At 69.4% G+C, this 20,167-nt stretch carries 17 protein-coding genes; 7 read left to right on the top strand and 10 right to left on the bottom strand.

The genetic code is table 11. From position 1 onward, the window contains the following. Nucleotides 1–38: 38 nt before the first annotated feature. From G5C51_RS26775 to rpsF, 7 genes are all read right to left on the bottom strand, one after another. Nucleotides 39–1,154: a GNAT family N-acetyltransferase gene (locus G5C51_RS26775; protein WP_165240789.1), complete on the bottom strand. Its 1,116-nt coding sequence runs from the start codon at nt 1,152–1,154 to the stop codon at nt 39–41. Then, nucleotides 1,151–1,606, bottom strand: a complete 456-nt coding sequence (locus tag G5C51_RS26770; protein ID WP_165240788.1) for a DUF4188 domain-containing protein — start codon at nt 1,604–1,606, stop codon at nt 1,151–1,153. The genes G5C51_RS26775 and G5C51_RS26770 overlap by 4 nt, the downstream gene beginning before the upstream one ends. Nucleotides 1,607–1,610: 4 nt before the next feature. After that, nucleotides 1,611–3,191: a phenylacetate--CoA ligase family protein gene (locus tag G5C51_RS26765; protein WP_165240787.1), complete on the bottom strand. Its 1,581-nt coding sequence runs from the start codon at nt 3,189–3,191 to the stop codon at nt 1,611–1,613. A 137-nt stretch (nt 3,192–3,328) separates the two neighbouring features. Then, nucleotides 3,329–3,775, bottom strand: coding sequence for a 50S ribosomal protein L9 (rplI, locus tag G5C51_RS26760; RefSeq protein ID WP_165240786.1), 447 nt, complete (start codon nt 3,773–3,775; stop codon nt 3,329–3,331). Between the two features lie 18 nt (nt 3,776–3,793). Further along, the gene (gene rpsR, locus G5C51_RS26755) at nt 3,794–4,030 is read right to left on the bottom strand and encodes a 30S ribosomal protein S18 (RefSeq protein WP_165240785.1); all 237 of its coding nucleotides are present in this window, start codon (nt 4,028–4,030) and stop codon (nt 3,794–3,796) included. Nucleotides 4,031–4,076: 46 nt separating this feature from the next. Beyond that, the gene (locus G5C51_RS26750) at nt 4,077–4,679 is read right to left on the bottom strand and encodes a single-stranded DNA-binding protein (RefSeq protein ID WP_165240784.1); all 603 of its coding nucleotides are present in this window, start codon (nt 4,677–4,679) and stop codon (nt 4,077–4,079) included. Between the two features lie 96 nt (nt 4,680–4,775). After that, the gene (gene rpsF / locus G5C51_RS26745) at nt 4,776–5,066 is read right to left on the bottom strand and encodes a 30S ribosomal protein S6 (RefSeq protein ID WP_165240783.1); all 291 of its coding nucleotides are present in this window, start codon (nt 5,064–5,066) and stop codon (nt 4,776–4,778) included. Between the two features lie 310 nt (nt 5,067–5,376). Between rpsF and G5C51_RS26740 the strand changes: the two genes are divergently transcribed. The 3 genes from G5C51_RS26740 to G5C51_RS26730 all read left to right on the top strand — a co-directional run bounded on the left by G5C51_RS26740 (nt 5,377) and on the right by G5C51_RS26730 (nt 8,035). Continuing rightward, the gene (locus tag G5C51_RS26740; protein ID WP_165240782.1) at nt 5,377–5,691 is read left to right on the top strand and encodes a hypothetical protein; all 315 of its coding nucleotides are present in this window, start codon (nt 5,377–5,379) and stop codon (nt 5,689–5,691) included. A 152-nt stretch (nt 5,692–5,843) separates the two neighbouring features. Further along, entirely contained in the window at nt 5,844–6,965 is a 1,122-nt protein-coding gene (locus G5C51_RS26735; RefSeq protein ID WP_165240781.1) for a lipid II:glycine glycyltransferase FemX, read from the top strand. A gap of 38 nt (nt 6,966–7,003) precedes the next feature. Then, complete coding sequence (locus G5C51_RS26730) at nt 7,004–8,035, top strand: alanine racemase (RefSeq protein ID WP_165240780.1); 1,032 nt, start codon at nt 7,004–7,006, stop codon at nt 8,033–8,035. 119 nt (nt 8,036–8,154) lie between these two features. Here the strand turns inward: G5C51_RS26730 and G5C51_RS26725 are convergent, their stop codons facing one another. Both G5C51_RS26725 and G5C51_RS26720 read right to left on the bottom strand, forming a co-directional pair. Continuing rightward, on the bottom strand, nt 8,155–9,735 hold the full coding sequence (locus tag G5C51_RS26725) for a glycosyltransferase family 87 protein (protein WP_165240779.1): 1,581 nt from the start codon (nt 9,733–9,735) through the stop codon (nt 8,155–8,157). Between the two features lie 95 nt (nt 9,736–9,830). Then, a complete protein-coding gene (locus tag G5C51_RS26720; RefSeq protein ID WP_165240778.1) occupies nt 9,831–12,515 on the bottom strand; it encodes a transglycosylase domain-containing protein in 2,685 nt (894 codons plus the stop codon). A gap of 423 nt (nt 12,516–12,938) precedes the next feature. Between G5C51_RS26720 and G5C51_RS26715 the strand changes: the two genes are divergently transcribed. From G5C51_RS26715 to G5C51_RS26705, 3 genes are all read left to right on the top strand, one after another. Then, nucleotides 12,939–13,541 (top strand): PadR family transcriptional regulator, encoded by a 603-nt coding sequence (locus G5C51_RS26715; RefSeq protein WP_165240777.1) that lies wholly within the window; start codon nt 12,939–12,941, stop codon nt 13,539–13,541. 50 nt (nt 13,542–13,591) lie between these two features. Further along, nucleotides 13,592–14,674, top strand: coding sequence for an inositol-3-phosphate synthase (locus G5C51_RS26710; protein WP_165240776.1), 1,083 nt, complete (start codon nt 13,592–13,594; stop codon nt 14,672–14,674). A gap of 79 nt (nt 14,675–14,753) precedes the next feature. After that, entirely contained in the window at nt 14,754–16,058 is a 1,305-nt protein-coding gene (locus G5C51_RS26705) for an MFS transporter (RefSeq protein WP_165240775.1), read from the top strand. A gap of 50 nt (nt 16,059–16,108) precedes the next feature. On the opposite strand, the gene G5C51_RS26700 is transcribed toward G5C51_RS26705, so the two are convergent. After that, a complete protein-coding gene (locus G5C51_RS26700; protein WP_165240774.1) occupies nt 16,109–17,635 on the bottom strand; it encodes a CCA tRNA nucleotidyltransferase in 1,527 nt (508 codons plus the stop codon). Nucleotides 17,636–17,736: 101 nt separating this feature from the next. Here G5C51_RS26700 and G5C51_RS26695 point away from each other — a divergent pair, with 101 nt between their 5' ends. Further along, a complete protein-coding gene (locus G5C51_RS26695; RefSeq protein ID WP_165240773.1) occupies nt 17,737–20,028 on the top strand; it encodes a DUF6049 family protein in 2,292 nt (763 codons plus the stop codon). The last annotated feature ends 139 nt before the right edge of the window (nt 20,029–20,167 follow it).

The following is a 20,167-nucleotide window of genomic DNA, read 5'->3' as shown; positions in this document are numbered from 1 at the left end:
GGGTTCCAGGTCGCGTAGCGCGGTGGTCCAGCCCGGGGTCATGGGGTGAGCCGTTTCTCGTAGAAGGCGTATCCGTGCAGCGGGCGGCCGCCGATGGGGCGGTACGAGGCGGCCGAGGCGGGGTTGGTGCGCTCGACGAAGGTGGAGCGGAGGGTTTCGTAGCCGCCGGTGCGCAGGCCGCGGTGGAGTTCGCGGGAGAGCAGTGTGAGGTAGCCGTGGCCTTGGTGCTGGGGGATGGTGCCTTTGACGATGAGGACGGCTTCGCGCCGGTGGTGGTGGCGGGTGGCGAGGAGGTGCAGTTGGTCCGCGAGGGTCAGGCGGCCGCCCGTTCGCATCAGGAAGGCGGAGATGTCGGGGAGGGCGAGGACGAAGGCGATGGGGGTGTCGTCCTTGGTCAGGTAGAGGAGGAGTCGTTCGTCCAGGAGGTGGGTGAGGCCGTCGGTCTGGGCGGCGAGTTGGGCGGCGGAGAGGTGGGTGTAGTAGCCGAGTTGGGCGAAGGAGGCGTTGAGCATGGTGCGGAGCAGCGGGAGTTGTTCGGTGAGGCGGCGGCGGGAGCCGTGGTGGATGCGGAGGCCTTCGGTGGTGAGGCGGGTGTCGTCGAAGGGGTAGGCGGCGTCGGGGTCGGTCTGCTGGATGCGGTCGCAGATCCAGGTGTCGGAGGGGTAGGCCTGGGTGAAGCCGTGTTCGGCGTAGGCGGCCGGGTAGTGGGCCGGGTTCCAGGCGGAGTCGACGAAGCCGCGGTGGTCGTGGCCGGAGGTGATGACGCCGCCGGTTTCGTTGGGGAGGAGGGAGACGGGGCCGAAGAGGCGGTCGGCGCCGGCGGCCGCTGCGTGGCGTTCGGCCAGGGCGAAGAGGCGGCCGGCGGTTTCGGCGTCGGTGAATTCCGTCAGGCCGAAGAGCTGGTGGCGCGCGCCCCGTTTGGCGTCGAAGGCGTCGTTCCGGTGCAGGCAGATGCGGCCGGTGGCGCGGCCGGAGGCGTCGTGGGCGAGGTGGAGTTCGGCGGCGCCGGTGCGGTGCCAGGCGCGGATCTGCGGGTGCGGGATCGGCACGTAGCGGTCGCGGGGGTGCAGCTGGCGCGGCAGGTCGAGGAAGGCGCGGAGCTGGGCGCGGGTGGTGACGCGGGTGGTTCCGGTGCTGGTCGTCGTGGTCGTCATGTCGTGCTCCGGTGCCGTACGGGCCGGGTGCGGCGCTCGGTCGTGAGCGGCGTGAAGGTGTCGATGTGGCCGAGGCGGCCGTCTTCGGCGCGCCAGATGCCGTTGGTGTAGCCGTGCGGGTCGGCGGTGTAGATGCGGATGTAGCCGCCGGTGGCGCGTTTGGTGCCGTGGTCGGTGAGCCAGCACATGAGGTCGTGGTGGGCGGAGGTGCGGGCGAATTTCTGCAGTTCGTCGCGGTCGGTGAAGAAGGCGATGGTGCCGAGGGTGAAGGGCGGGCGCCAGTAGACGCGGTGCCAGACATAGCCGCGCATGCGCTGCATTTCGCGGACGAGGCGGCGCCAGCGCGGGGCGAGGGAGAGAAGGGCGAGCGGGCCGCGGTAGCGGGTGGCGCCGACGAAGAGGGCGCCGGCGTTGCCGGGGGCGGGGGTGCGGGAGAAGTCGGTGCTGCGCATGGGGTCAGGCCGCCTTCCGCTCGGCAGGTATCAGGTAGGTGTTCTTGATCTTTTTTGAGGTGGTGGCGAAGGGGCCGCTGCCGTACGGGTGTACGCGTACGTCGAGTTGGCCCGCCGCGGCGCCCGCGGACTCGGCTTCGGTGAGCGATTGGGCGAAGTCGCGGCTGCAGGAGGCCAGGTGGCGCAGGATGCCGTCGCGGCAGTGGGCGGCGAGCTGGTCGGTGTCGAGGCCGGGTGCGGTGTGCGCGTCGGGGCGGAGCTGGACGTGGACGACCGGGTGGGCCTCCAGGTCCTGGCGCTCGTCGAGGGCGAGGCAGAAGCTCTCGATACGGGCGGCGTGCGGGTTGCCGTCGTAGAGGCCGTACTCCACGTCCTGGGGATAGATGTTGGCGCCCATGTACGAGACGGTCGAGTCGGCGCGGCCGTAGAGGAAGAGCAGGGGGAGCCGCATGCGTTCGCGGTCGGCGGCGGCGCGGGCACGGGCGAGCAGGCCAGGACGGGTGTGCGCCAGCCGCTCGAGGGTGCGCCAGACGTCGGGGAAGGTGAGCAGCGCGGCCTCGTCGCCGATGTTGTAGCGGAGTTTGGGGGCCATGACGGCGGTGGAGTTGATGGTGCAGAGCAGCTCGCCGTCGTCCGTCGTCTCCAGGTAGGTCTCGAGCGGGTTGTACTGGAAGACCATGGGCAGCCGCTGTTCGCCGTCGCCGAGGAAGGCGGCGCGGACCTCTGGGTCGTCGCGCATCAGGCGGCGCAGCCAGACGGTGAAGGTGGTTTCGCCGCCCATGCCGATGGTGAGGTCGGAGGCGCCGTAGCCGGAGCGGACCTTGCCGAAGACGTCGCCGACGTGGTCGCGGAGTGCCTCGGTCATGCCTTCGCCGCCGACCATGGCGGCGAGGCGGTAGTCGCCGGTGACGAACCAGTGCTCGCGGGCGAGGCGGTCGCGGAGGTGCTTGAGGAACGGCGGGTAGGCGGTGACGAGGTAGTCGTAGCGCGGGCCGAAGTGGCGCAGCGTGTCGATGATCTTGTCGATGTCCGGGCCGGTGTTCTTGACGGTGGCGATGCGGGACATGGCGATGCCGGTGTTGGTGCCGGTGGCCCAGGCGCCCATGGAGTAGGCGTTGAGGACGAAGAGGCGCTTCGAGGGGAAGACGAGCGTGGTGTAGCCGGCGACGTTGCGGTGCACGGTGTGCAGTTCGCGCTTGGAGCGGACCCAGTTGTACGGGGTGCCGGAGGAGCCGGAGGACTCGTCGACGACGCTGCCGGCGATTTCGATACGGCCCTTCCAGCAGCGCTCGTCCTCTGGATAGGCCTTGACGTACGTCTCCTTGGCGGTCGCCGGATAGCTGCTGAGCTTCCGCCAGGTGAAGCGGTGGCTGTTGCGGCGCAGGTGATCGGCGTACGCGGGCACGTCGGCCGCGGCGGTATGGCAGGTCATCCAGGCGTGCAGGCGGGCGAAGCGGCCCATCCAGGGGCGGTAGTTGCGGGCCATCAGCCGCCAGGAGGCGGGGTGCAGGCCGTAGAGCCGGTGCAGCCCGGTGAGACCGGCACTGATCGGCCGCAGTATCGATTGGCGCACGATGCTCGTCATGCGAACACCTTGGCGGTGGGCCGTCGGGGGCCGGTATGCGCGGAAGTACTCAACCGCGCCTAGGTAGCGCAAGAGGGCCACCCCCTTGACGGGGATGGCCCTCTTTCAGCTGTGCCTGGCGGCGCAGCGCTATCGCGTCAGGCGCCCTGAACCTCGACGTTGAGCTTCGCCGAGACCTCGGGGTGCAGGCGCACCGACACCTCGTGCGAGCCGAGGGTCTTGATCGGCGAACCGACCTCGATGCGGCGCTTGTCCACGTCCGGACCGCCCGCGGCCTTGATCGCCGAGGCGATGTCGGCCGGGGTGACGGCGCCGAAGAGGCGGCCGCCGTTGCCGGCGCGGGTGGTCAGGCGGACCTTGACGCCCTCGAGCTCGCCCTTGACCGTGTTGGCCTGCTCGACCGAGGCGATCTCACGGATCTTGCGGCCGCGGCGGATCTGCTCGACGTCCTTCTCGCCACCACGGGTCCAGCGGATCGCGAAGTTCCGCGGGACCAGGTAGTTGCGGGCGTAGCCGTCCTTGACCTCGACGACGTCGCCGGGGCCACCGAGACCGGTGACCTCGTGGGTGAGGATGATCTTCATGCTGTCGTCACCCTTCCCTTATCGAGCAGTCGAGGTGTAGGGCAGCAGCGCCATCTCACGGCTGTTCTTGACAGCCGTGGCGACGTCACGCTGGTGCTGGGTGCAGTTGCCGGTGACCCGGCGGGCACGGATCTTGCCGCGGTCGGAGATGAACTTCCGCAGCAGGTTCGTGTCCTTGTAGTCGACGTATGCGACCTTGTCCTTGCAGAACGCGCAAACCTTCTTCTTCGGCTTGCGCGGAGGCGGCTTAGCCATTGTCTTTCTCCAGTACTTGATTCAAGAAGTGGTGGGAGAGCTGCCCTTAGAAGGGCGGCTCGTCCGAGTAGCCACCGCCGCCGCCGGAGTTTCCACCCCAGCCGCCGCCACCGCCGCCGCCCTGCTGGCCGCCGCCGGCCGGTGCGCCGGTCGCCCAGGGGTCGCCCGCGGGGGCTCCGCCCTGCGGCTGGCCGCCGCCGGAGTTTCCACCCCAGCCGCCGCCCTGACCGCCGCCACCCTGCTGGCCGCCGCCGAACCCTCCGCCGCCGCCCTGTCCGCTGCCGCGGCTGGCCTTGGTGACCTTGGCGGTGGCGTAGCGCAGCGCGGGGCCGATCTCATCGACCTCGAGCTCGACGACCGTTCGCTTCTCACCCTGCTGGGTTTCGTACGAACGCTGCCGCAGCCGTCCCTGAGCGACGACGCGCGTGCCGCGCGTCAGCGACTCGGCGACGTTCTCCGCCGCCTGGCGCCAGATCGACGCGCGGAGGAACAGCGCGTCGCCGTCCTTCCACTCGTTCGTCTGCCGGTCGAACGTCCGGGGGGTCGACGCGATCGTGAAGTTCGCGACGGCCGCGCCGGACGGGGTGAAGCGCAGCTCGGGGTCATCGGTCAGGTTCCCGACGACGGTGATGACGGTCTCGCCTGCCATGATCTTGACCTCTCGCAGTCTTGCTTACGGCTTGCGGGCGTGGAACGGCTCGTGTGGCTTGGTGCTACTCGGGTCCGTTCGCCCTTGAAGACCCGTTCAGTGGGTCTCGGGGCGGAGGACCTTGGTCCTCAGGACCGACTCGTTGAGGTTCATCTGACGGTCGAGCTCCTTGACGACCGCAGGCTCGGCCTGCAGGTCGATGACCGAGTAGATGCCCTCGGGCTTCTTGTTGATCTCGTACGCGAGACGACGACGGCCCCAGGTGTCGACCTTCTCCACCTTGCCCTTGGCGTCACGCACCACGGACATGAAGGACTCGATCAGCGGGGAGACAGCGCGCTCCTCGAGATCCGGGTCGAGGATGACCATTACCTCGTAATGACGCATGTGTGAACCCACCTCCTCTGGACTACAGCGGCCACGGTCTTTCCGTGGCAGGAGGGTCTTTCTCTGCGTCGCAACGGTAGCGCCTGGCACTGACACACCCCCGGGTTATCCACAGGGGATGTCTGGGGAGCTGCTCTGGCCTGGGTAAATACCGATGCAGACCGTCCAGACTACCTGGCCCACCCCTTCCGGTTGAAATCCGCCCCCCATTCCCGGCAATCTGTACACATCGGGTGTGAGCGGCGTCACGCTGCCACCAGGGCCGCGCCGGCCCCCCTCACGCCGCAGCCTCACGGCCTGGAGGTGCCAGATGGCACAGGTAGCACGCGGACAGCAGGGCATCGGACTCTTCGCCAGCGACGGCGAGCGGCACACCACCCAGGACATCCTGATCGGCCTCACGGTCCTGCTGGGCGCGATCGCGCTGGTCACGTCCTTCTTCAGCGGCCTGCATGTCCTCGCCTCGTGGACCGGCCTGGTCGGCATCGTCACGGGTGCCTGGGGCCAGATGATCTCCGCCACGACGCGGGAGCGGTTCGTGGTGATCATCGCGCTGGGCGCGGCGGCCCTCGGCTTCTTCCTCGGCATGGCCCGCGGCGGGCTGCTCGGCGGCATCGTCGGCTAGCCGTCCTCGGCCGGCATCGCACGGGTTCACCCGTTCGGGCTCCTCCGTCCCCCTGTGTTGAGTTGTCCACAGGGGGACGGCGGGCGTGTGCGTGACCGCAGTAGGCTTCCGACGGAAAGCAGACTGCCCGCTGCGCACGAGGAGCGCCCCGCATGAGCCTGACCCTGAGGACCATCAGCCGCGAGGAGCATCTGGCGTACATCCAGAGCCTGCCCGCGGCCAGCCACTGTCAGGTGCCCGCCTGGGGGGACGTGAAGGCGGAGTGGCGTGCGGAGAGCATCGGCTGGTTCGACGACCGCACGGGCGAGCAGGTCGGCGCGGGGCTGGTGCTCTACCGGCAGCTGCCGAAGGTCAAGCGCTATCTGGCGTATCTGCCCGAGGGCCCGGTCATCGACTGGTACGCGCCGAATCTGGCGGAGTGGCTCGAGCCCATGCTCGCGCACCTGAAGTCCCGCGGCGCCTTCTCCGTGAAGATGGGCCCGCCGGTGGTCATCCGCCGCTGGAGCGCCGCATCCATCAAGAAGGGCATCGCCGACCCGGACGTGAAGCGGCTGCGGGACGTCGAGGCCGACGTTATAGAGCCCCGTGCCTTTGAGGTCGCCGACCGGCTGCGGCGGATGGGCTGGCAGCAGGGCGAGGACGGCGGCGCCGGCTTCGGCGATGTGCAGCCGCGCTATGTCTTCCAGGTGCCGCTGGCCGACCGCTCCCTCGAGGACGTCCTCAAGAGCTTCAACCAGCTCTGGCGGCGGAACATCAAGAAGGCCGACAAGGCGAGCGTCGAGGTCGTCGAGGGCGGCCTCGAGGACTTCGCCGAGTGGCAGCGGCTGTACGAGATCACGGCCGAGCGCGACCAGTTCCGCCCGCGCCCGCAGGCGTACTTCGAGCGCATGTGGAAGGCGCTGAACGGCGAGGTGCCCGGCACCATGCGGATGTACTTCGCGCGGCACGAGGGCGAGAACGTCGCGGCGGCCACCATGCTCGTCGTCGGCGGCCACGTCTGGTATTCGTACGGCGCCTCCGCCAACCACAAGCGCGAGGTCCGGCCGTCCAACGCCATGCAGTGGCGGATGCTCCAGGACGCGTACACGATGGGCGCGAAGGTCTATGACCTGCGGGGTATCAGCGACACCCTGGACGAGTCCGACCACCTCTTCGGCCTCATCCAGTTCAAGGTGGGCACGGGCGGCGAGGCCGCCGAGTATCTCGGCGAATGGGATTTCCCGCTCAACAAGCTTCTGCACAAGGCACTCGACATCTACATGTCCCGCCGCTGACCGCGGCCGCCGACTGACGAAAGGTCCCGGGCCAGGCGATGGCGCTCACCCTCTATATCGACACCGCGCGCTGGCGCGGCCACCAGCAGCAGGTGCTGCAGCAGTTCCCGGGGATCGTCCCGGTCTGCAAGGGCAATGGCTATGGCTTCGGCCATGAGCGGCTGGCCGCCGAGGCGTCCGGCTTCGGCGCCGACGTCCTCGCGGTCGGCACGGTCTACGAGGCCGCCCAGACCAAGGACTATTTCGGCGGCGACCTGATGGTGCTGACGCCGTACCAGCTCACCGAGGAGCCGGTGCCGCTGCCGACCCGGGTCATCCGCACGGTCGCGTCGGTCGACGGCGTCAGCCGGCTGGTGGGTGCCCGCGTCGTCATCGAGGTGATGAGCTCCATCCGCCGGCATGGCGTGAAGGAGGAGGACCTCCCGAAGCTGCACGGCGTGCTGGACGACGTGAAGCTGGAGGGCTTCGCGGTCCACCTGCCCCTGGACCGTACGGACGGCACGGACGCGGTCGAAGAGGTCATCACCTGGATGGACCGGCTGCGCGCGGCCCGGCTGCCGCTGCACACCATGTACGTCAGCCATGTCTCCGCGGAGGAGCTGGCGCGGCTGCGGCAGCAGTTCCCGCAGACCAACTTCCGCACCCGCATCGGCACCCGGCTGTGGCTCGGCGACCACGAGGCCACGGAGTATCGCGGCACCGTCCTGGACGTCACCCCGGTCGCCAAGGGCGAACGCTTCGGCTATCGCCAGCAGAAGTCCTCCGGCGACGGCCACCTGGTCGTGGTGGCGGGCGGCACATCGCACGGCGTGGGCCTGGAGTCCCCGAAGGCGCTGCATGGCGTGATGCCGCGGGCGAAGGGCGTGGCGCGGGCCGGCCTGGCCACGGTGAACCGCAACCTGTCGCCGTTCCTGTGGCAGGGCAAGCAGCGCTGGTTCGCCGAGCCGCCGCACATGCAGGTCTCGATCCTCTTCCTGCCCGCGGACACGGCCCCGCCGGTCGTCGGCGACGAACTCCCCGCCCAGCTGCGGCACACGACGACGATGCCGGACCGGGTGGTCGAGCGCTGAGGCGCTGAGGCGCGGGGGCGCGCGGCCGGGCGCTGAGGCGGCCGGAGGCGGGCCTGGCACAGAGGCGCTGCCGGTCTCTTACGGGGCGCGCGGCCGGGCGCTGAGGCGCTGCCGGTCTCCTACGGGGCGTGCGGCGTGCCGCGGCCCGCGGCCGGCGTCCCGCCGCCGCCCGCGACTCCCCACTGCACGTAGTGCCCCTCATGCGGCCCGTCGTACGGCCCCGGCCCGGTCCCTTCCCCGTACCGCACCGCATGCCGCCCGCTCGGCTGATGCCCGAGCACCCGGACGTCGGGGGCCCGGTCCAGGATGCCGCCGCCCGGGTCGTCGTCGCCGGCCCGGCGGACCGGATCGCGCTCCGGCATTATCACGTCGCGCACCACGACCGCGCAGAGATACAGCGTCCCGAGCAGATGCGCCGCGATGGCGAGGTGGTAGCCCTCCTCGGGCAGGCCCTTGGCGTTGTCGCCGCCCGAAGTCTGCGCCAGGTAGAGCCAGATACCGGCGAAATACGCGACCTCCGCCGCCTGCCAGATCAGGAAGTCCCGCCACCGCGGCCGGGCCAGCGCGGCGAGCGGCAGCAGCCACAGCACGTACTGCGGCGAATAGACCTTGTTCGTGAGGATGAAGAGCGCCACGACCAGGAACGCCAGCTGCGCGAAGCGCGGCCGCCGCGGCGCGTACAGCGCCAGCGCCCCGATCGCCACGCAGCCGATCAGCACCAGCAGCATCGCGTACGTATTCGCGTCGTCGAGCGACTTCCCCGTCCGCTGCGAAATGATCAGCCAGAACGATCCGAAGTCGACGCCCCGCTCCTGGCTGAAGGTGTAGAACTTCGCCCACCCCTCCCAGGCGAAGAGCATCACCGGCACGTTCACCACGAGCCATGACGCCACCGCGCCGCCCGTAGCGGCCCAGAAGGCGCGCATCCGCCCCGCCCGCCAGCACAGCACCAGCAGCGGCCCGAGCAGCAGCACCGGATACAGCTTGGCGGCCGTCGCCAGCCCCAGCAGCACCCCGGCCACCCCGGGCCGGCTGCGCGACCACGCCAGCATCGCCGCGGCGGTGAGCGCCACGGCGAGCAGGTCCCAGTTGATGGTGGCGGTCAGCGCCAGCGCGGGCGCGAGCGCGACCAGCAGCCCGTCCCACGGCCGGCGCGCGTGCGTACGGACCACGCACACCGCCAGCACGGCGACACAGATCATCAGCATGCCGGAGTTGACCAGCCAGTAGACCTGCTCGCGATGCACCATGTCCGAGCCGTGCGGCGTCAGCCAGGAGGCGATCTCCATGAAGAGGCCGGTGAGCACCGGGTATTCGAGGAAGCTCATCCCGCCGGAAACGTCGTCCGGGATCCGGTCGAAGTACGGCACCAGGTCGTCGGCGAAGCCGCGCCCGGCATACAGATGCGGGATGTCGGAGTAGCACAGGCGCGTGTACTGCCCGCCCGCGCCGGAGAACCAGGCGCCGTCGTAGCACGGGAACTTCTGCACCATGCCGAGCGCGAACATCCCGATCGCCAGCAGCGCCACCACCCGTACCGGCGTCCACCAGGACCGCCCGGTGACCGCCCGCCGCCCGGCCGGCCCGCCGATCAGCTCGCTGCCCGCGGCCGCGACCTCGTCCTGCGAGGTGGGCCGCACCACGTCGGCACCCTGACCCGGCCGGCGCTTCGTATCCGTATCCTCCCGCGCGCTGCTCATGCCGCCCATCCTGCCGCAAGCGCCCCGGACACGAAGCAGCCCCCGCACCGATCGTGATGGTGCGGGGGCTGCCTTGCGTGCTCGCGGCTTCAGTACTACGGGAAGAGCCCGCCGTTATTGCCGCCGTTGCCGTTCCCGTTGCCTCCGGTACTGAGGTCGCCGCTCTCCGACGGTGACGGGAATCCGCCGCCGGTATCGCCGCCCGTATCGCCACCGGTCTCACCGCCGGTGTCCGTCTGGCAGGTCGGGTCGAACGGATCGCACGACTCGGTCGGCTTGCCGCCGCCCGGATCCGTCGGCTCGTCGGTCGGCCTGCCCGACGGCTGGTCGGTCGGCTGCTCGGTCGGCTGCGTCGGCGTCGGGGTCGGGCTCGGGCTGGCGCCGTGGCCGTAGACCTTCTCGCCGATGGGCGGGGCGACCGGGAACTGCTTGATCTCCTTGCCCTCCAGCGCCTTCTTCATGTACGCCGTCCAGATCTCGGTCGGGTACGAGGCACCGTGGATCGACTCCTGCCCGCCGACACCGCGCATGGACAGGAACTTCTTCTGCCCCTTGGCGTCCGGGTCGAGCCGGTACATGCCGATCGAGGTGGACAGCTGCGGCGTGTAACCGACGAACCAGGCCGACCGGTTCTCGTCGGTGGTACCGGTCTTGCCGGCCACCGGGCGGCCGAGGTTGTCGCCCGCGTACGAACCGGTGCCCTTCTCGGCGACGGTCTGCAGCGAGCTGGTGACGTTGTCGGCGACCTTGGGGTCGAAGGCCGTCTCGTTCTTCTTCTCGTGCTTGTAGATGCTGGCGTCGCCCTGCTTGACCTCTTCGACCGAATACGGGTCGGCCTGCACGCCGCTCGCCGCGAAGGTGGCGTACGCGCCGGCCATCCGGATCGCGCTCGGTGCCGAGGTGCCGAGCGAGAAGGTCGGCGACAGGCCGGCGAACTGGTCGTCGCTGAGGCCCGCGTCCACCGCGGCCTCCTTGACCTGCTGAAGGCCGACGTTCATGCCGAGCTGGATGAACGGGGTGTTCACCGAGTACTGCATGGCGGTGCGGAGATTGACCATCCCCTTGTCCTCACCGCCGTCGTTCTTCTGCTTCCAGATCTTGCCGGTCTTCTCGTCCTTCCAGACGGTCCCGTCGAAGTTCCGGAGGGTCACCTTGTTGTTGCCGTTGAACACACTGCTCAAGGAGACCGGGGTGCGCTCGGAGTCGGCCTGGTCGGCCCCCAGGTCGGGGTTGAGCACACCCTTGTCGAGGGCGGCGGCCAGCACGAACGGCTTGAAGGTCGAACCGACCTGGACACCGGTGTAGTCGGCGTTGTTGGTGTAGTGCCGGTTATTGAAGCCCGCGCCACCGTAGATCGCCTTGATAGCGCCGGTTCTGGGCTCGACGGAGGCGCCGCTGTACTGGACGTACTTGTCGTACTTCGGCCGCTTCTTCGGGTCGATGTTCTTCTTCTTGGAGTCCTCGACCGCCTTCGCCAGGGCGTTGACGTCCTTCTTCCTGAAGGTCGTCTTGATCGTGTAGCCACCCTGGTCGAGCTGCTGCTTGGTCAGGATGTTGTTGGCGGTCACGTAGTTGTTCGCCAGGTCGACCAGGTAGCCCTTCTGGCCGTCCAGGTTCCGGGCCTTGTGCGGCTGGTCGACCTTCGGGAACTTGCCCTCGTACTTCGCCCGGTCGGTGGCCGACAACCGGCTGGTCTTGACCATGCGGTCGAGGATCCACTGCTGGCGGGTCTCCACCCGGTCCCGGTTCTTGTCGGGCGTGGCCTCGGTGCCCATACCTCCGGCCGGGTCATAGAAGTTCGGCCCGTTGAGGACCGCGGCGAGGAAGGCGCTCTGGTCCGGCTGCAGCTCGCTGGCGGGCTTGCTGAAGTACGCCTGCGCGGCGGCCTGGATGCCGTAGGCGCCGCGGCCGTAGTAGGCGGTGTTGAGGTAGCCGGCAAGGATGTCGTCCTTGCTCATCTTGGCGCCTACCTTGATGGAGACGAGGAGCTCGCGTGCCTTACGCGTGAGCGTCTGCTCCTGGTCAAGGTAGTAGTTCTTGACGTACTGCTGGGTGATGGTCGAGCCGCCCTGGGTCTCGCCGCCCTTGGCCATGTTGAACACGGCACGGGCGATGCCCATGGGGTCGATGCCGGCGTCCTTCTCGAACGTCTCGTTCTCGGCAGCAATGGTGGCATTCTGCATGGACTTCGGGATGTCCTCGATGTCGAGGACCTGTCGGTTGACCTCGCCACCGCCCGCGGCGACCATCTGGGTGCCGTCCGAGTACTGGTAGACGTTGGTCTCCTGCTTCGCCAGGTCATTCGCCTGCGGGATGTCGACCATGGCCAGCGCTATACCGGTGCCACCGACCAGCAGCCCAAGGCCCAGCACGCACATACCCAGGACCTGCTTCCACGAAGGAAGCCAACGCCCGGCACCATCCCGGTCCGACCGCGGGTAGTCAATGAACCGCTTCTTGGGCGGCGGCATAGGCCGACGCCGACGCGGCCGCGGCCCGTCGTAGTCGCCAGGGCCACCGCCGTAGCCGCGGCGGCCTCCGCCACCGCCACCACCGCCGTAGCCGCCGGAACGGCTGGCCATGCCGGCACCGCCAGGGCCGCCGGGCCCCGCAGCGCGCCGTCGGCCGCCGCCTCCGCCCATCGCCGCCCGGCGCGCCGCCGCGCGACCGCCCGGGGCGCCGGGGACGCCGTCCCCGTAGCTGCCGCCTCGCGGGGGCGCGGCGCGACGCCTGCCTCCAGCGCCTCCGCCGTTCGGCGGCTTGCGACGGTGCTCGCTCATGGAAGGACTACTCCTATGACAGGTGGCTACGCCTGCTCGTGCCGGCGGCCGTGATCAGCCTTTGTCGTCCCCCCGAGTGCGGCCAGGGCGACCGACAGGCCAAGGCCATGGCCATGGCCAACCAGCCGCACTGTACCGAGGACGAGGACGTCCACAGCAGTCTCGTGGTTCCCAATGGCAGGCATGCCGAACAGAGTACGCACGCGCAAAACCTTTAGAGCCAATGATTCACCCCAAATCAGTCACAACGTGGGGGGTGAGATACGCGATGTGACGCCGTTCACAGATCCGTTCACCGACCCCCCTCTTGCCGCCCCGGGGAGCCCGATCTATCGTCTGGATGTATCGAGTCGATACATCAGCTCGACATAAGCGCCGCTTCCACCAGCGGCGACCGGCGTGCGGAGGGGAGGTGGACCGGCGATGAGCCGACGCTCAGGCGTCCTCGAGTTCGCGGTCCTCGGCCTTCTGCGCGAGTCCCCGATGCACGGTTACGAGCTGCGCAAGCGGCTCAACACATCCCTCGGGGTCTTCCGGGCGTTCAGCTACGGCAGCCTGTATCCCTGCCTCAAGACGCTCGTCAGCCAGGGGTGGTTGACAGAGGAGACCGGTGGGGCGTCCGAGGACGCCCTGGCGGCACCCCTCGCGGGGCGGCGCGCCAAGATCGTCTACCGGCTGACGGCCGAGGGGAAGGAGCACTTCGAAGAGCTCCTCGCCCAGACCGGCCCGGACGCCTGGGAGGACGAGCACTTCGGCGTGCGCTTCGCCTTCTTCGGCCAGACCTCACGGGACGTACGGATGCGTGTCCTGGAAGGGCGGCGCAGCCGCCTCGAGGAGCGGCTGGAGAAGATGCGCGTCTCGCTCGCCCGTACCCGGGAGCGGCTGGACGACTACACGCTCGAGCTGCAGCGGCATGGCATGGAGTCAGTGGAGCGCGAGGTCCGCTGGCTGAATGAGTTGATCGAGAGCGAGCGGGCGGGGCGTGATCAGCGTCGATCCGGCTCCGATGACGACACCACCAACTGAGGCCCTGCACTCTGCAGGGCTTCGTTACGAAACACAGGGAGCAACCGTCAATGGGTTCGGTTCGTGTAGCCATCGTTGGCGTGGGCAACTGCGCCGCATCTCTGGTGCAGGGCGTCGAGTTCTACAAGGACGCAGACCCGGACACCAAGGTCCCGGGCCTGATGCACGTCCAGTTCGGCGACTACCACATCAGTGACGTCGAGTTCGTCGCCGCGTTCGACGTCGACGCCAAGAAGGTCGGCCTCGACCTGGCGGACGCCATCGGCGCCAGTGAGAACAACACCATCAAGATCTGCGACGTGCCCACCACGGGCGTGCAGGTACAGCGCGGCCACACGCTGGACGGCCTCGGCAAGTACTACCTCGAGACCATCGAGCAGTCGGACGAGGCTCCGGTCGACGTCGTCAAGGCGCTCAAGGACACGCAGGCCGACGTGCTGGTCTGCTACCTGCCGGTGGGCTCCGAGGACGCCGCCAAGTTCTACGCCCAGTGCGCCATCGACGCCGGCGTCGGCTTCGTCAACGCCCTTCCGGTCTTCATCGCCGGTACGAAGGAGTGGGCGGACAAGTTCACCGAGGCGGGCGTGCCGATCGTCGGCGACGACATCAAGTCCCAGGTGGGCGCCACGATCACGCACCGCGTGATGGCGAAGCTCTTCGAGGACCGGGGCGTCGTCCTGGACCGCACGATGCAGCTGAACGTCGGCGGCAACATGGACTTCAAGAACATGCTCGAGCGCGACCGCCTCGAGTCCAAGAAGATCTCCAAGACGCAGGCCGTCACCTCCCAGATCCGCGACCGCGAGCTGGGCGAGGGCAATGTGCACATCGGCCCGTCCGACTACGTCGCCTGGCTGGACGACCGCAAGTGGGCGTACGTGCGCCTCGAGGGCCGCGCCTTCGGTGAGGTCCCGCTGAACCTGGAGTACAAGCTCGAGGTGTGGGACTCCCCGAACTCCGCGGGCATCATCATCGACGCGCTGCGTGCCGCGAAGATCGCCAAGGACCGGGGCATCGGCGGCCCGATCCTCTCCGCATCCTCGTACTTCATGAAGTCCCCGCCGGTGCAGTACTTCGACGACGAGGCCCGTGAGAACGTCGAGAAGTTCATCAAGGGCGAGGTGGAGCGCTAACCGCTCCGCTGAGTCCCCGCATCACACGAGGAGGCCCCGGGCTGCTGCCCGGGGCCTCCTCGTGTGTTTGGCTTGCGCCATGCCCGTCGTACGCGATCTCCGCGGACTCAGCAGCCTCCCCGGCTTCCGCAGGCTGCTCGCGGTGCGGCTGCTGTCGCAGGGCGCCGACGGGATCTTCCAGGTCGCGCTGGCGGCGTATGTGGTCTTCTCGCCGGAGAAGGAGACGTCTCCGGCGGCGATCGCCTGGGCGATGGCGGTGCTGCTGCTGCCGTACTCACTCGTCGGCCCCTTCGCCGGGGTGCTGCTCGACCGCTGGCGCCGTCGCCAGGTGCTCCTCTACGGGAATCTGCTGCGGGCGCTGCTCGCCGGCGCCACCGCGGCGCTGATCCTCGTCTCCGTACCCGACTGGCTCTTCTATCTCTCCGCGCTGTCCGTCACGGCCATCAACCGCTTCGTGCTGTCGGCGCTCTCCGCGGCGCTGCCACGCGTCGTGGACACCGATGAGCAACTCGTCCTCGGCAACTCGATCTCCCCCACCGCCGGCACCATCGCCGCCTCCGCGGGCGGCGGCGTCGCCTTCATCGTGCGACTCGCCGGGCCCGACGGCCGGGCGGCGGACGCGCTGACGGTGATCGTCGGGGCGGGCGTGTATCTGTGCGCGGCGGTGGTGGCCACGAGCATGCGCCCCGGGCTGCTCGGCCCCGATCCCGGCTTCGTCCAGCCACGGCTCCGCGCCGCCGTCGCCAGCACGGCACGCGGGCTGGTGGCGGGCGTGCGGCACCTCGCAGAGCGTCCGGTCGCGGCGCGGGCGCTCGGCGCCATGGCCCTGATGCGGTTCTGCTACGGCGGGCTGCTGGTGATGGTGCTGATGCTGTGCCGCTACGCCTGGACGGACAACAACAAGGAGGCGCTGGCGCTCCTCGGCTTCGCCGTCGGTCTCTCCGCGGCCGGATTCTTCATCGCGGCCGTCATCACGCCGTGGATGGTGAGCCGTCTCGGGCGGCTGGGATGGATGGGGCTGTGCGCGGCCATCGCCGCGGTGGCGCTGCCGGCGCTGGCGCTGCCCTTCGACCGCAAGCCGATACTGGTCGCCGCCTTTGTGCTGGGTCTGGTCACCCAGGGATCGAAGATCGCGACGGACACGGTGGTGCAGTCGTCGGTGGACGACGGCTTCCGGGGACGGGTCTTCTCGCTCTACGACATGCTCTTCAACGTCGCGTTCGTCGGCGCCGCAGGGGTCGCCGCGCTGCTGCTGCCCGCGGATGGGCGGTCCGTGGGACTCGTGGTCATGGTGACGCTGATCTACGCGGCCGTTTCATGGGCGATGTTTCACGTGAAACGGGATCCGCTGTGGCGGCCGGACGCCGTTTCACGTGAAACATAGGCGCGTGCGTGGAACCGAGCCGTGTTTCACGTGAAACACGGCTTCTGGCCCTACTGCTGCGCGTCCCACCACTTCTTCAGCTGCGCGATGGCCTCGTCCCGCGCCATCGGACCGTTCTCGAGCCGCAACTCCAGTAGATGCTGATACGCCTTGCCGACCTCGGGCCCCGGACGGATCCCGAGAACCTGCATGATCTCGTTGCCGTCGAGGTCCGGACGGATCGAGTCCAGCTCCTCCTGCTCCTGCAGCTTGGCGATCCGCTCCTCCAGCCCGTCATAGGCGCGCTGCAAGGCATTGGCCTTGCGCTTGTTGCGCGTCGTGCAGTCCGAACGGGTCAGCTTGTGCAGCCGCTGCAGCTGGTCACCGGCGTCGCGCACGTAACGGCGGACGGCGGAGTCGGTCCACTCTCCGGTGCCGTAGCCGTGGAAGCGCAGGTGGAGCCCGATCAGCTTGGTGATCTGCTTGATCTCGTCATTGGAGTACTTCAGCTTCACCAGCCGCGACTTCGCCATCTTGGCGCCGACCACCTCGTGGTGGTGGAAGGAGACACGGCCGTCGCTCTCGAAGCGGCGGGTCTTAGGCTTTCCGATGTCATGCAGCAGCGCGGACAGCCGCAGGATCAGGTCAGGGCCGTCGGTCTCCAGCGCGATGGCCTGCTCCAGGACGGTCAGCGAGTGCTCGTAGACGTCCTTGTGGCGGTGGTGCTCGTCCCGCTCCAGCCGCAGGGCCGGCAGCTCCGGCAGCACCCGCTCGGCCAGCCCGGACTCCACCAGCAGGGTGAGGCCCTTGCGCGGATGGGCGCCGAGGACGAGCTTGTTCAGCTCATCACGCACCCGTTCGGCCGACACGATGTCGATACGGTCGGACATGGCCGTCATCGCCGCCACTACCTCGGGGGCGACCTCGAAGTCGAGCTGAGCCGCGAAGCGGGCGGCGCGCATCATCCGCAGCGGGTCGTCGGAGAAGGACTCCTCCGGCGTGCCGGGGGTGCGCAGCACCTTCGAAGCAAGATCCGTCAGCCCGTCGTGCGGGTCGATGAACTCCTTTTCGGGCAGTGCTACTGCCATCGCGTTGACCGTGAAGTCGCGGCGGACGAGGTCGTCCTCGATCGTCTCGCCGTACGACACCTCGGGCTTCCGCGAGGTCCGGTCGTACGCCTCGGAGCGATACGTGGTGACCTCGATCTGATAGCCGTCCTTCTGGCACCCCACGGTGCCGAAGGCGATCCCGACCTCCCACACGGCGTCGGCCCACGGCCGCACGATGGCCAGGACATCCTCGGGCCGGGCGTCCGTGGTGAAATCCAGGTCATTTCCGAGCCGCCCGAGCAGCGCGTCACGCACCGAGCCGCCCACCAGGGCGAGGGTGAATCCGGCCTCTTTGAAGCGGCGGGCCAGGTCGTCGGCCACGGGTGAGACACGCAACAACTCGCTCACCGCCTGTCGCTGCGCATGGCTGAGCTGGGCCTGCTGGGCTTCGCGGGTTTCCGGGACGTTCGGCACAACAGAACAGGGTACGGGTCCGCGACCGGGGCCGAGCACTCCCCGGCACCCGCGACCGCTCCACCTCGTTACCATCAGGGGGCCAAGGGGCCCGCGGCACCCGCCGCAGTCAGGGCCGACGAACGACGAGGACGGGCGAACGCGTGGCCAAGGCAGTGACCCAGCGAACCTCTGGCATGCCTGCCCGCCCCTGGACGGCACGCCGCCGTCTGGCCGCCGCAGTCCTCCTCGGGCTGGCTGTCCTGGCCGGACTCGTCCAGCTGCCGTCCGCCCCGCCCGCGCAGGCGCAGGGCGAGGTCTCGCGCTCCGTGGACGTCTCGATCGACAAGCTGACGCCCACCGTGCCCGCGGAGGGCGACACGGTCACGGTCTCCGGCAAGCTCACCAACCGCACCGCCGAGACCATCACCGACGCGCACGCGGCGCTGCGCGTCGTCGGGCCGCTCGACAGCCGCAGCACCATCGCGCAGGCGCGGGAGCGCAACGGCTTCTCGCAGCAGTCCGACGGCACGGAGATCGAGAGCAGCAAGAGGAACGTCGGCAGTCTCGCTCCCGGCGTCAGCGAGCCCTTCAAGATCCGCATCTCGGTCGGCAAGCTGGGCCTCGACCGCGGCGGCGTCTACCAGCTCGCCGCGAGCGTCAGCGCTCCACCTGCCGGCGGCGGCTACCAGCGGGTCGTGGGCATCGACCGCACCTTCCTCCCATGGCAGGAGGCGGCCCGGGAGCAGCGGACGAACCTGTCCTTCATGTGGCCGCTGATCTCCGAGCCGCACCTCACCGCCCGTACGGAGGCGGACGACGAACAGACGCCGGTCTTCAAGAGCGACGCCCTGGAGCGCCAGCTGCGCCCGGGCGGCCGGCTGCAGCAGCTGGTGTCCCTCGGCGCGGATCTCCCCGTCACCTGGGTCATCGACCCCGACCTGCTGGCCGGCGTCGACGCGATGCGGGAGGGCTACAGCGTGCAGACCGAGGACGGCAAGACCGTCCCGGGCAAGGGACAGGCCGTCGCCAAGGCCTGGCTCGCACAGCTGGAGGAGGCCCTCGACGGCCGGGAAGTGGTCGCACTGCCCTTCGGGGACACCGATGTGGCTTCGCTCGCCCATAACGGCGAGAAGGTCGCCGGCTCCCTGGACCATCTCAAGAACGCCACCGAGATGGCCACCACCACCTTCGAGACAGTTCTCCCCGGGGTGAAACCGCGCACCGACTTCGCCTGGCCGGTGGAAGGCGCCATTGACCCGGCCATCGTGAACACCGCGACCTCCGCCGGGGCCCGGAACATCATCGCCCGCAGCGACAGCCTGAAGGAGGCCGGCGGGCTCCCCTACACGCCCTCGGCCTCCCGGCCCATCGGCGGCGGCCGGACCGCCGTCGTCGCCGACTCCCGGCTCTCCCGCCTCTTCGAGGGCGACATGAACCAGGCCGAGGAGTCCTCGGTCGCGGTGCAGGAGTTCCTCGCACAGACCCAGATGATCACGCTGCAGCAGCCCAACCGGGAGCGCAGCATCGTCGTCGCCCCCCAGCGCACCCCCACCGCCTCCCAGGCGCAGACGATGGCCGCCGCGGTCGACGGACTGTCCGACTCCCTGTGGACCGACCCGCAGAACCTGGCCCGGGCCGCCAAGGCCGAGCCGGACCCGAGGGCGAACCGGACGGTGCCGGGCGCCAGTGCGTACCCCAACGATCTCCGCCGCCAGGAGATCCCCACGAGGACCTTCCAGCAGATCCAGGAGACCCAGGGAAAGGTCCAGGACTTCCAGCAGATCCTGGACGCCCCCGGCCGCGTGGTGACACCGTTCACCACCGCCATACTGCGCGAGCTGTCCAACCAGTGGCGCGGGGACCCGAACGGCGCAACCGCGTACCGGGAAAATGTCAGCGAGTATCTCAAGGAGCTGACCAACGAGGTGCAGCTCGTCGACAAGTCCGACCTCACCCTCTCCGGCCGCAGCGGCACCATCCCGGTCACGGTGCAGAACAAGCTGCTGCAGGACGTGAAGGGGCTGCGCCTCGAGCTCCGCTCCTCGTCCCCCAAGCGCCTCGATGTCAGCAAGAGCCAGTGGATCGAGGTCGGTGGCGGGCACAGCACCACGGTGAAGTTCGACACCGAGGCCTTCGCCAACGGCCCCGTGGAGATCGAGGCGCAGCTCTACACCGCGGACGGCCAGACCTTCGGCGAGGCGAAGACCTTCACGGTGGAGGTCACCTCCATCACGTCCACCGTGCTGCTCGTCATCGGCGTCGGCATCCTGCTGCTCGTCCTCGCCGGCGTGCGGATGTACACGGCCCGCAAGCGCCGAGCCGCCGCGGAGGACGCCGAGCCGGAGGAGGACGGGCCGGAGGCGGGCGGGCCCGAGGCGCGGCAGGATGAAGGTCCTGAGGACCCCGGCTCCGACGGCTCGGGCGACGACGACACCGGACCCGAAAGCGGCGCCCCCTCCGGCGCGGGTGAGAAGGTGGACCGGTGACAGCGCCCGTGCCACATCTGCTGAAGGACGAGCCGGGCCGCCGCGATGACGATGTGGGGTAGCGATGAACGCGCCGTATGACGGTGACCGCGTGCAGGGCTCCGGGAGCGACCCGGCCGGCCCGCCCCCTGTGCCGCCG

Source organism: Streptomyces coryli, from assembly GCF_011044975.1.
Classification (GTDB): Bacteria; Actinomycetota; Actinomycetes; order Streptomycetales; family Streptomycetaceae; genus Streptomyces; species Streptomyces coryli.
The sequence above is the reverse complement of the archived record's forward strand: the minus strand, read 5'-3'. Positions and strand labels throughout refer to the sequence as shown.

Bases quoted from the DNA above. Each gene is read 5' to 3' on its own strand.
- G5C51_RS26775 (WP_165240789.1), bottom strand. From the start codon at position 1,154: ATGACGACCACGACGACCAGCACCGGAACCACCCGCGTCACCACCCGC.
- G5C51_RS26770 (WP_165240788.1), bottom strand. From the start codon at position 1,606: ATGCGCAGCACCGACTTCTCCCGCACCCCCGCCCCCGGCAACGCCGGC.
- G5C51_RS26765 (WP_165240787.1), bottom strand. From the start codon at position 3,191: ATGACGAGCATCGTGCGCCAATCGATACTGCGGCCGATCAGTGCCGGT.
- rplI (WP_165240786.1), bottom strand. From the start codon at position 3,775: ATGAAGATCATCCTCACCCACGAGGTCACCGGTCTCGGTGGCCCCGGC.
- rpsR (WP_165240785.1), bottom strand. From the start codon at position 4,030: ATGGCTAAGCCGCCTCCGCGCAAGCCGAAGAAGAAGGTTTGCGCGTTC.
- G5C51_RS26750 (WP_165240784.1), bottom strand. From the start codon at position 4,679: ATGGCAGGCGAGACCGTCATCACCGTCGTCGGGAACCTGACCGATGAC.
- rpsF (WP_165240783.1), bottom strand. From the start codon at position 5,066: ATGCGTCATTACGAGGTAATGGTCATCCTCGACCCGGATCTCGAGGAG.
- G5C51_RS26740 (WP_165240782.1), top strand. From the start codon at position 5,377: ATGGCACAGGTAGCACGCGGACAGCAGGGCATCGGACTCTTCGCCAGC.
- G5C51_RS26735 (WP_165240781.1), top strand. From the start codon at position 5,844: ATGAGCCTGACCCTGAGGACCATCAGCCGCGAGGAGCATCTGGCGTAC.
- G5C51_RS26730 (WP_165240780.1), top strand. From the start codon at position 7,004: ATGGCGCTCACCCTCTATATCGACACCGCGCGCTGGCGCGGCCACCAG.
- G5C51_RS26725 (WP_165240779.1), bottom strand. From the start codon at position 9,735: ATGAGCAGCGCGCGGGAGGATACGGATACGAAGCGCCGGCCGGGTCAG.
- G5C51_RS26720 (WP_165240778.1), bottom strand. From the start codon at position 12,515: ATGAGCGAGCACCGTCGCAAGCCGCCGAACGGCGGAGGCGCTGGAGGC.
- G5C51_RS26715 (WP_165240777.1), top strand. From the start codon at position 12,939: ATGAGCCGACGCTCAGGCGTCCTCGAGTTCGCGGTCCTCGGCCTTCTG.
- G5C51_RS26710 (WP_165240776.1), top strand. From the start codon at position 13,592: ATGGGTTCGGTTCGTGTAGCCATCGTTGGCGTGGGCAACTGCGCCGCA.
- G5C51_RS26705 (WP_165240775.1), top strand. From the start codon at position 14,754: ATGCCCGTCGTACGCGATCTCCGCGGACTCAGCAGCCTCCCCGGCTTC.
- G5C51_RS26700 (WP_165240774.1), bottom strand. From the start codon at position 17,635: ATGGTAACGAGGTGGAGCGGTCGCGGGTGCCGGGGAGTGCTCGGCCCC.
- G5C51_RS26695 (WP_165240773.1), top strand. From the start codon at position 17,737: ATGCCTGCCCGCCCCTGGACGGCACGCCGCCGTCTGGCCGCCGCAGTC.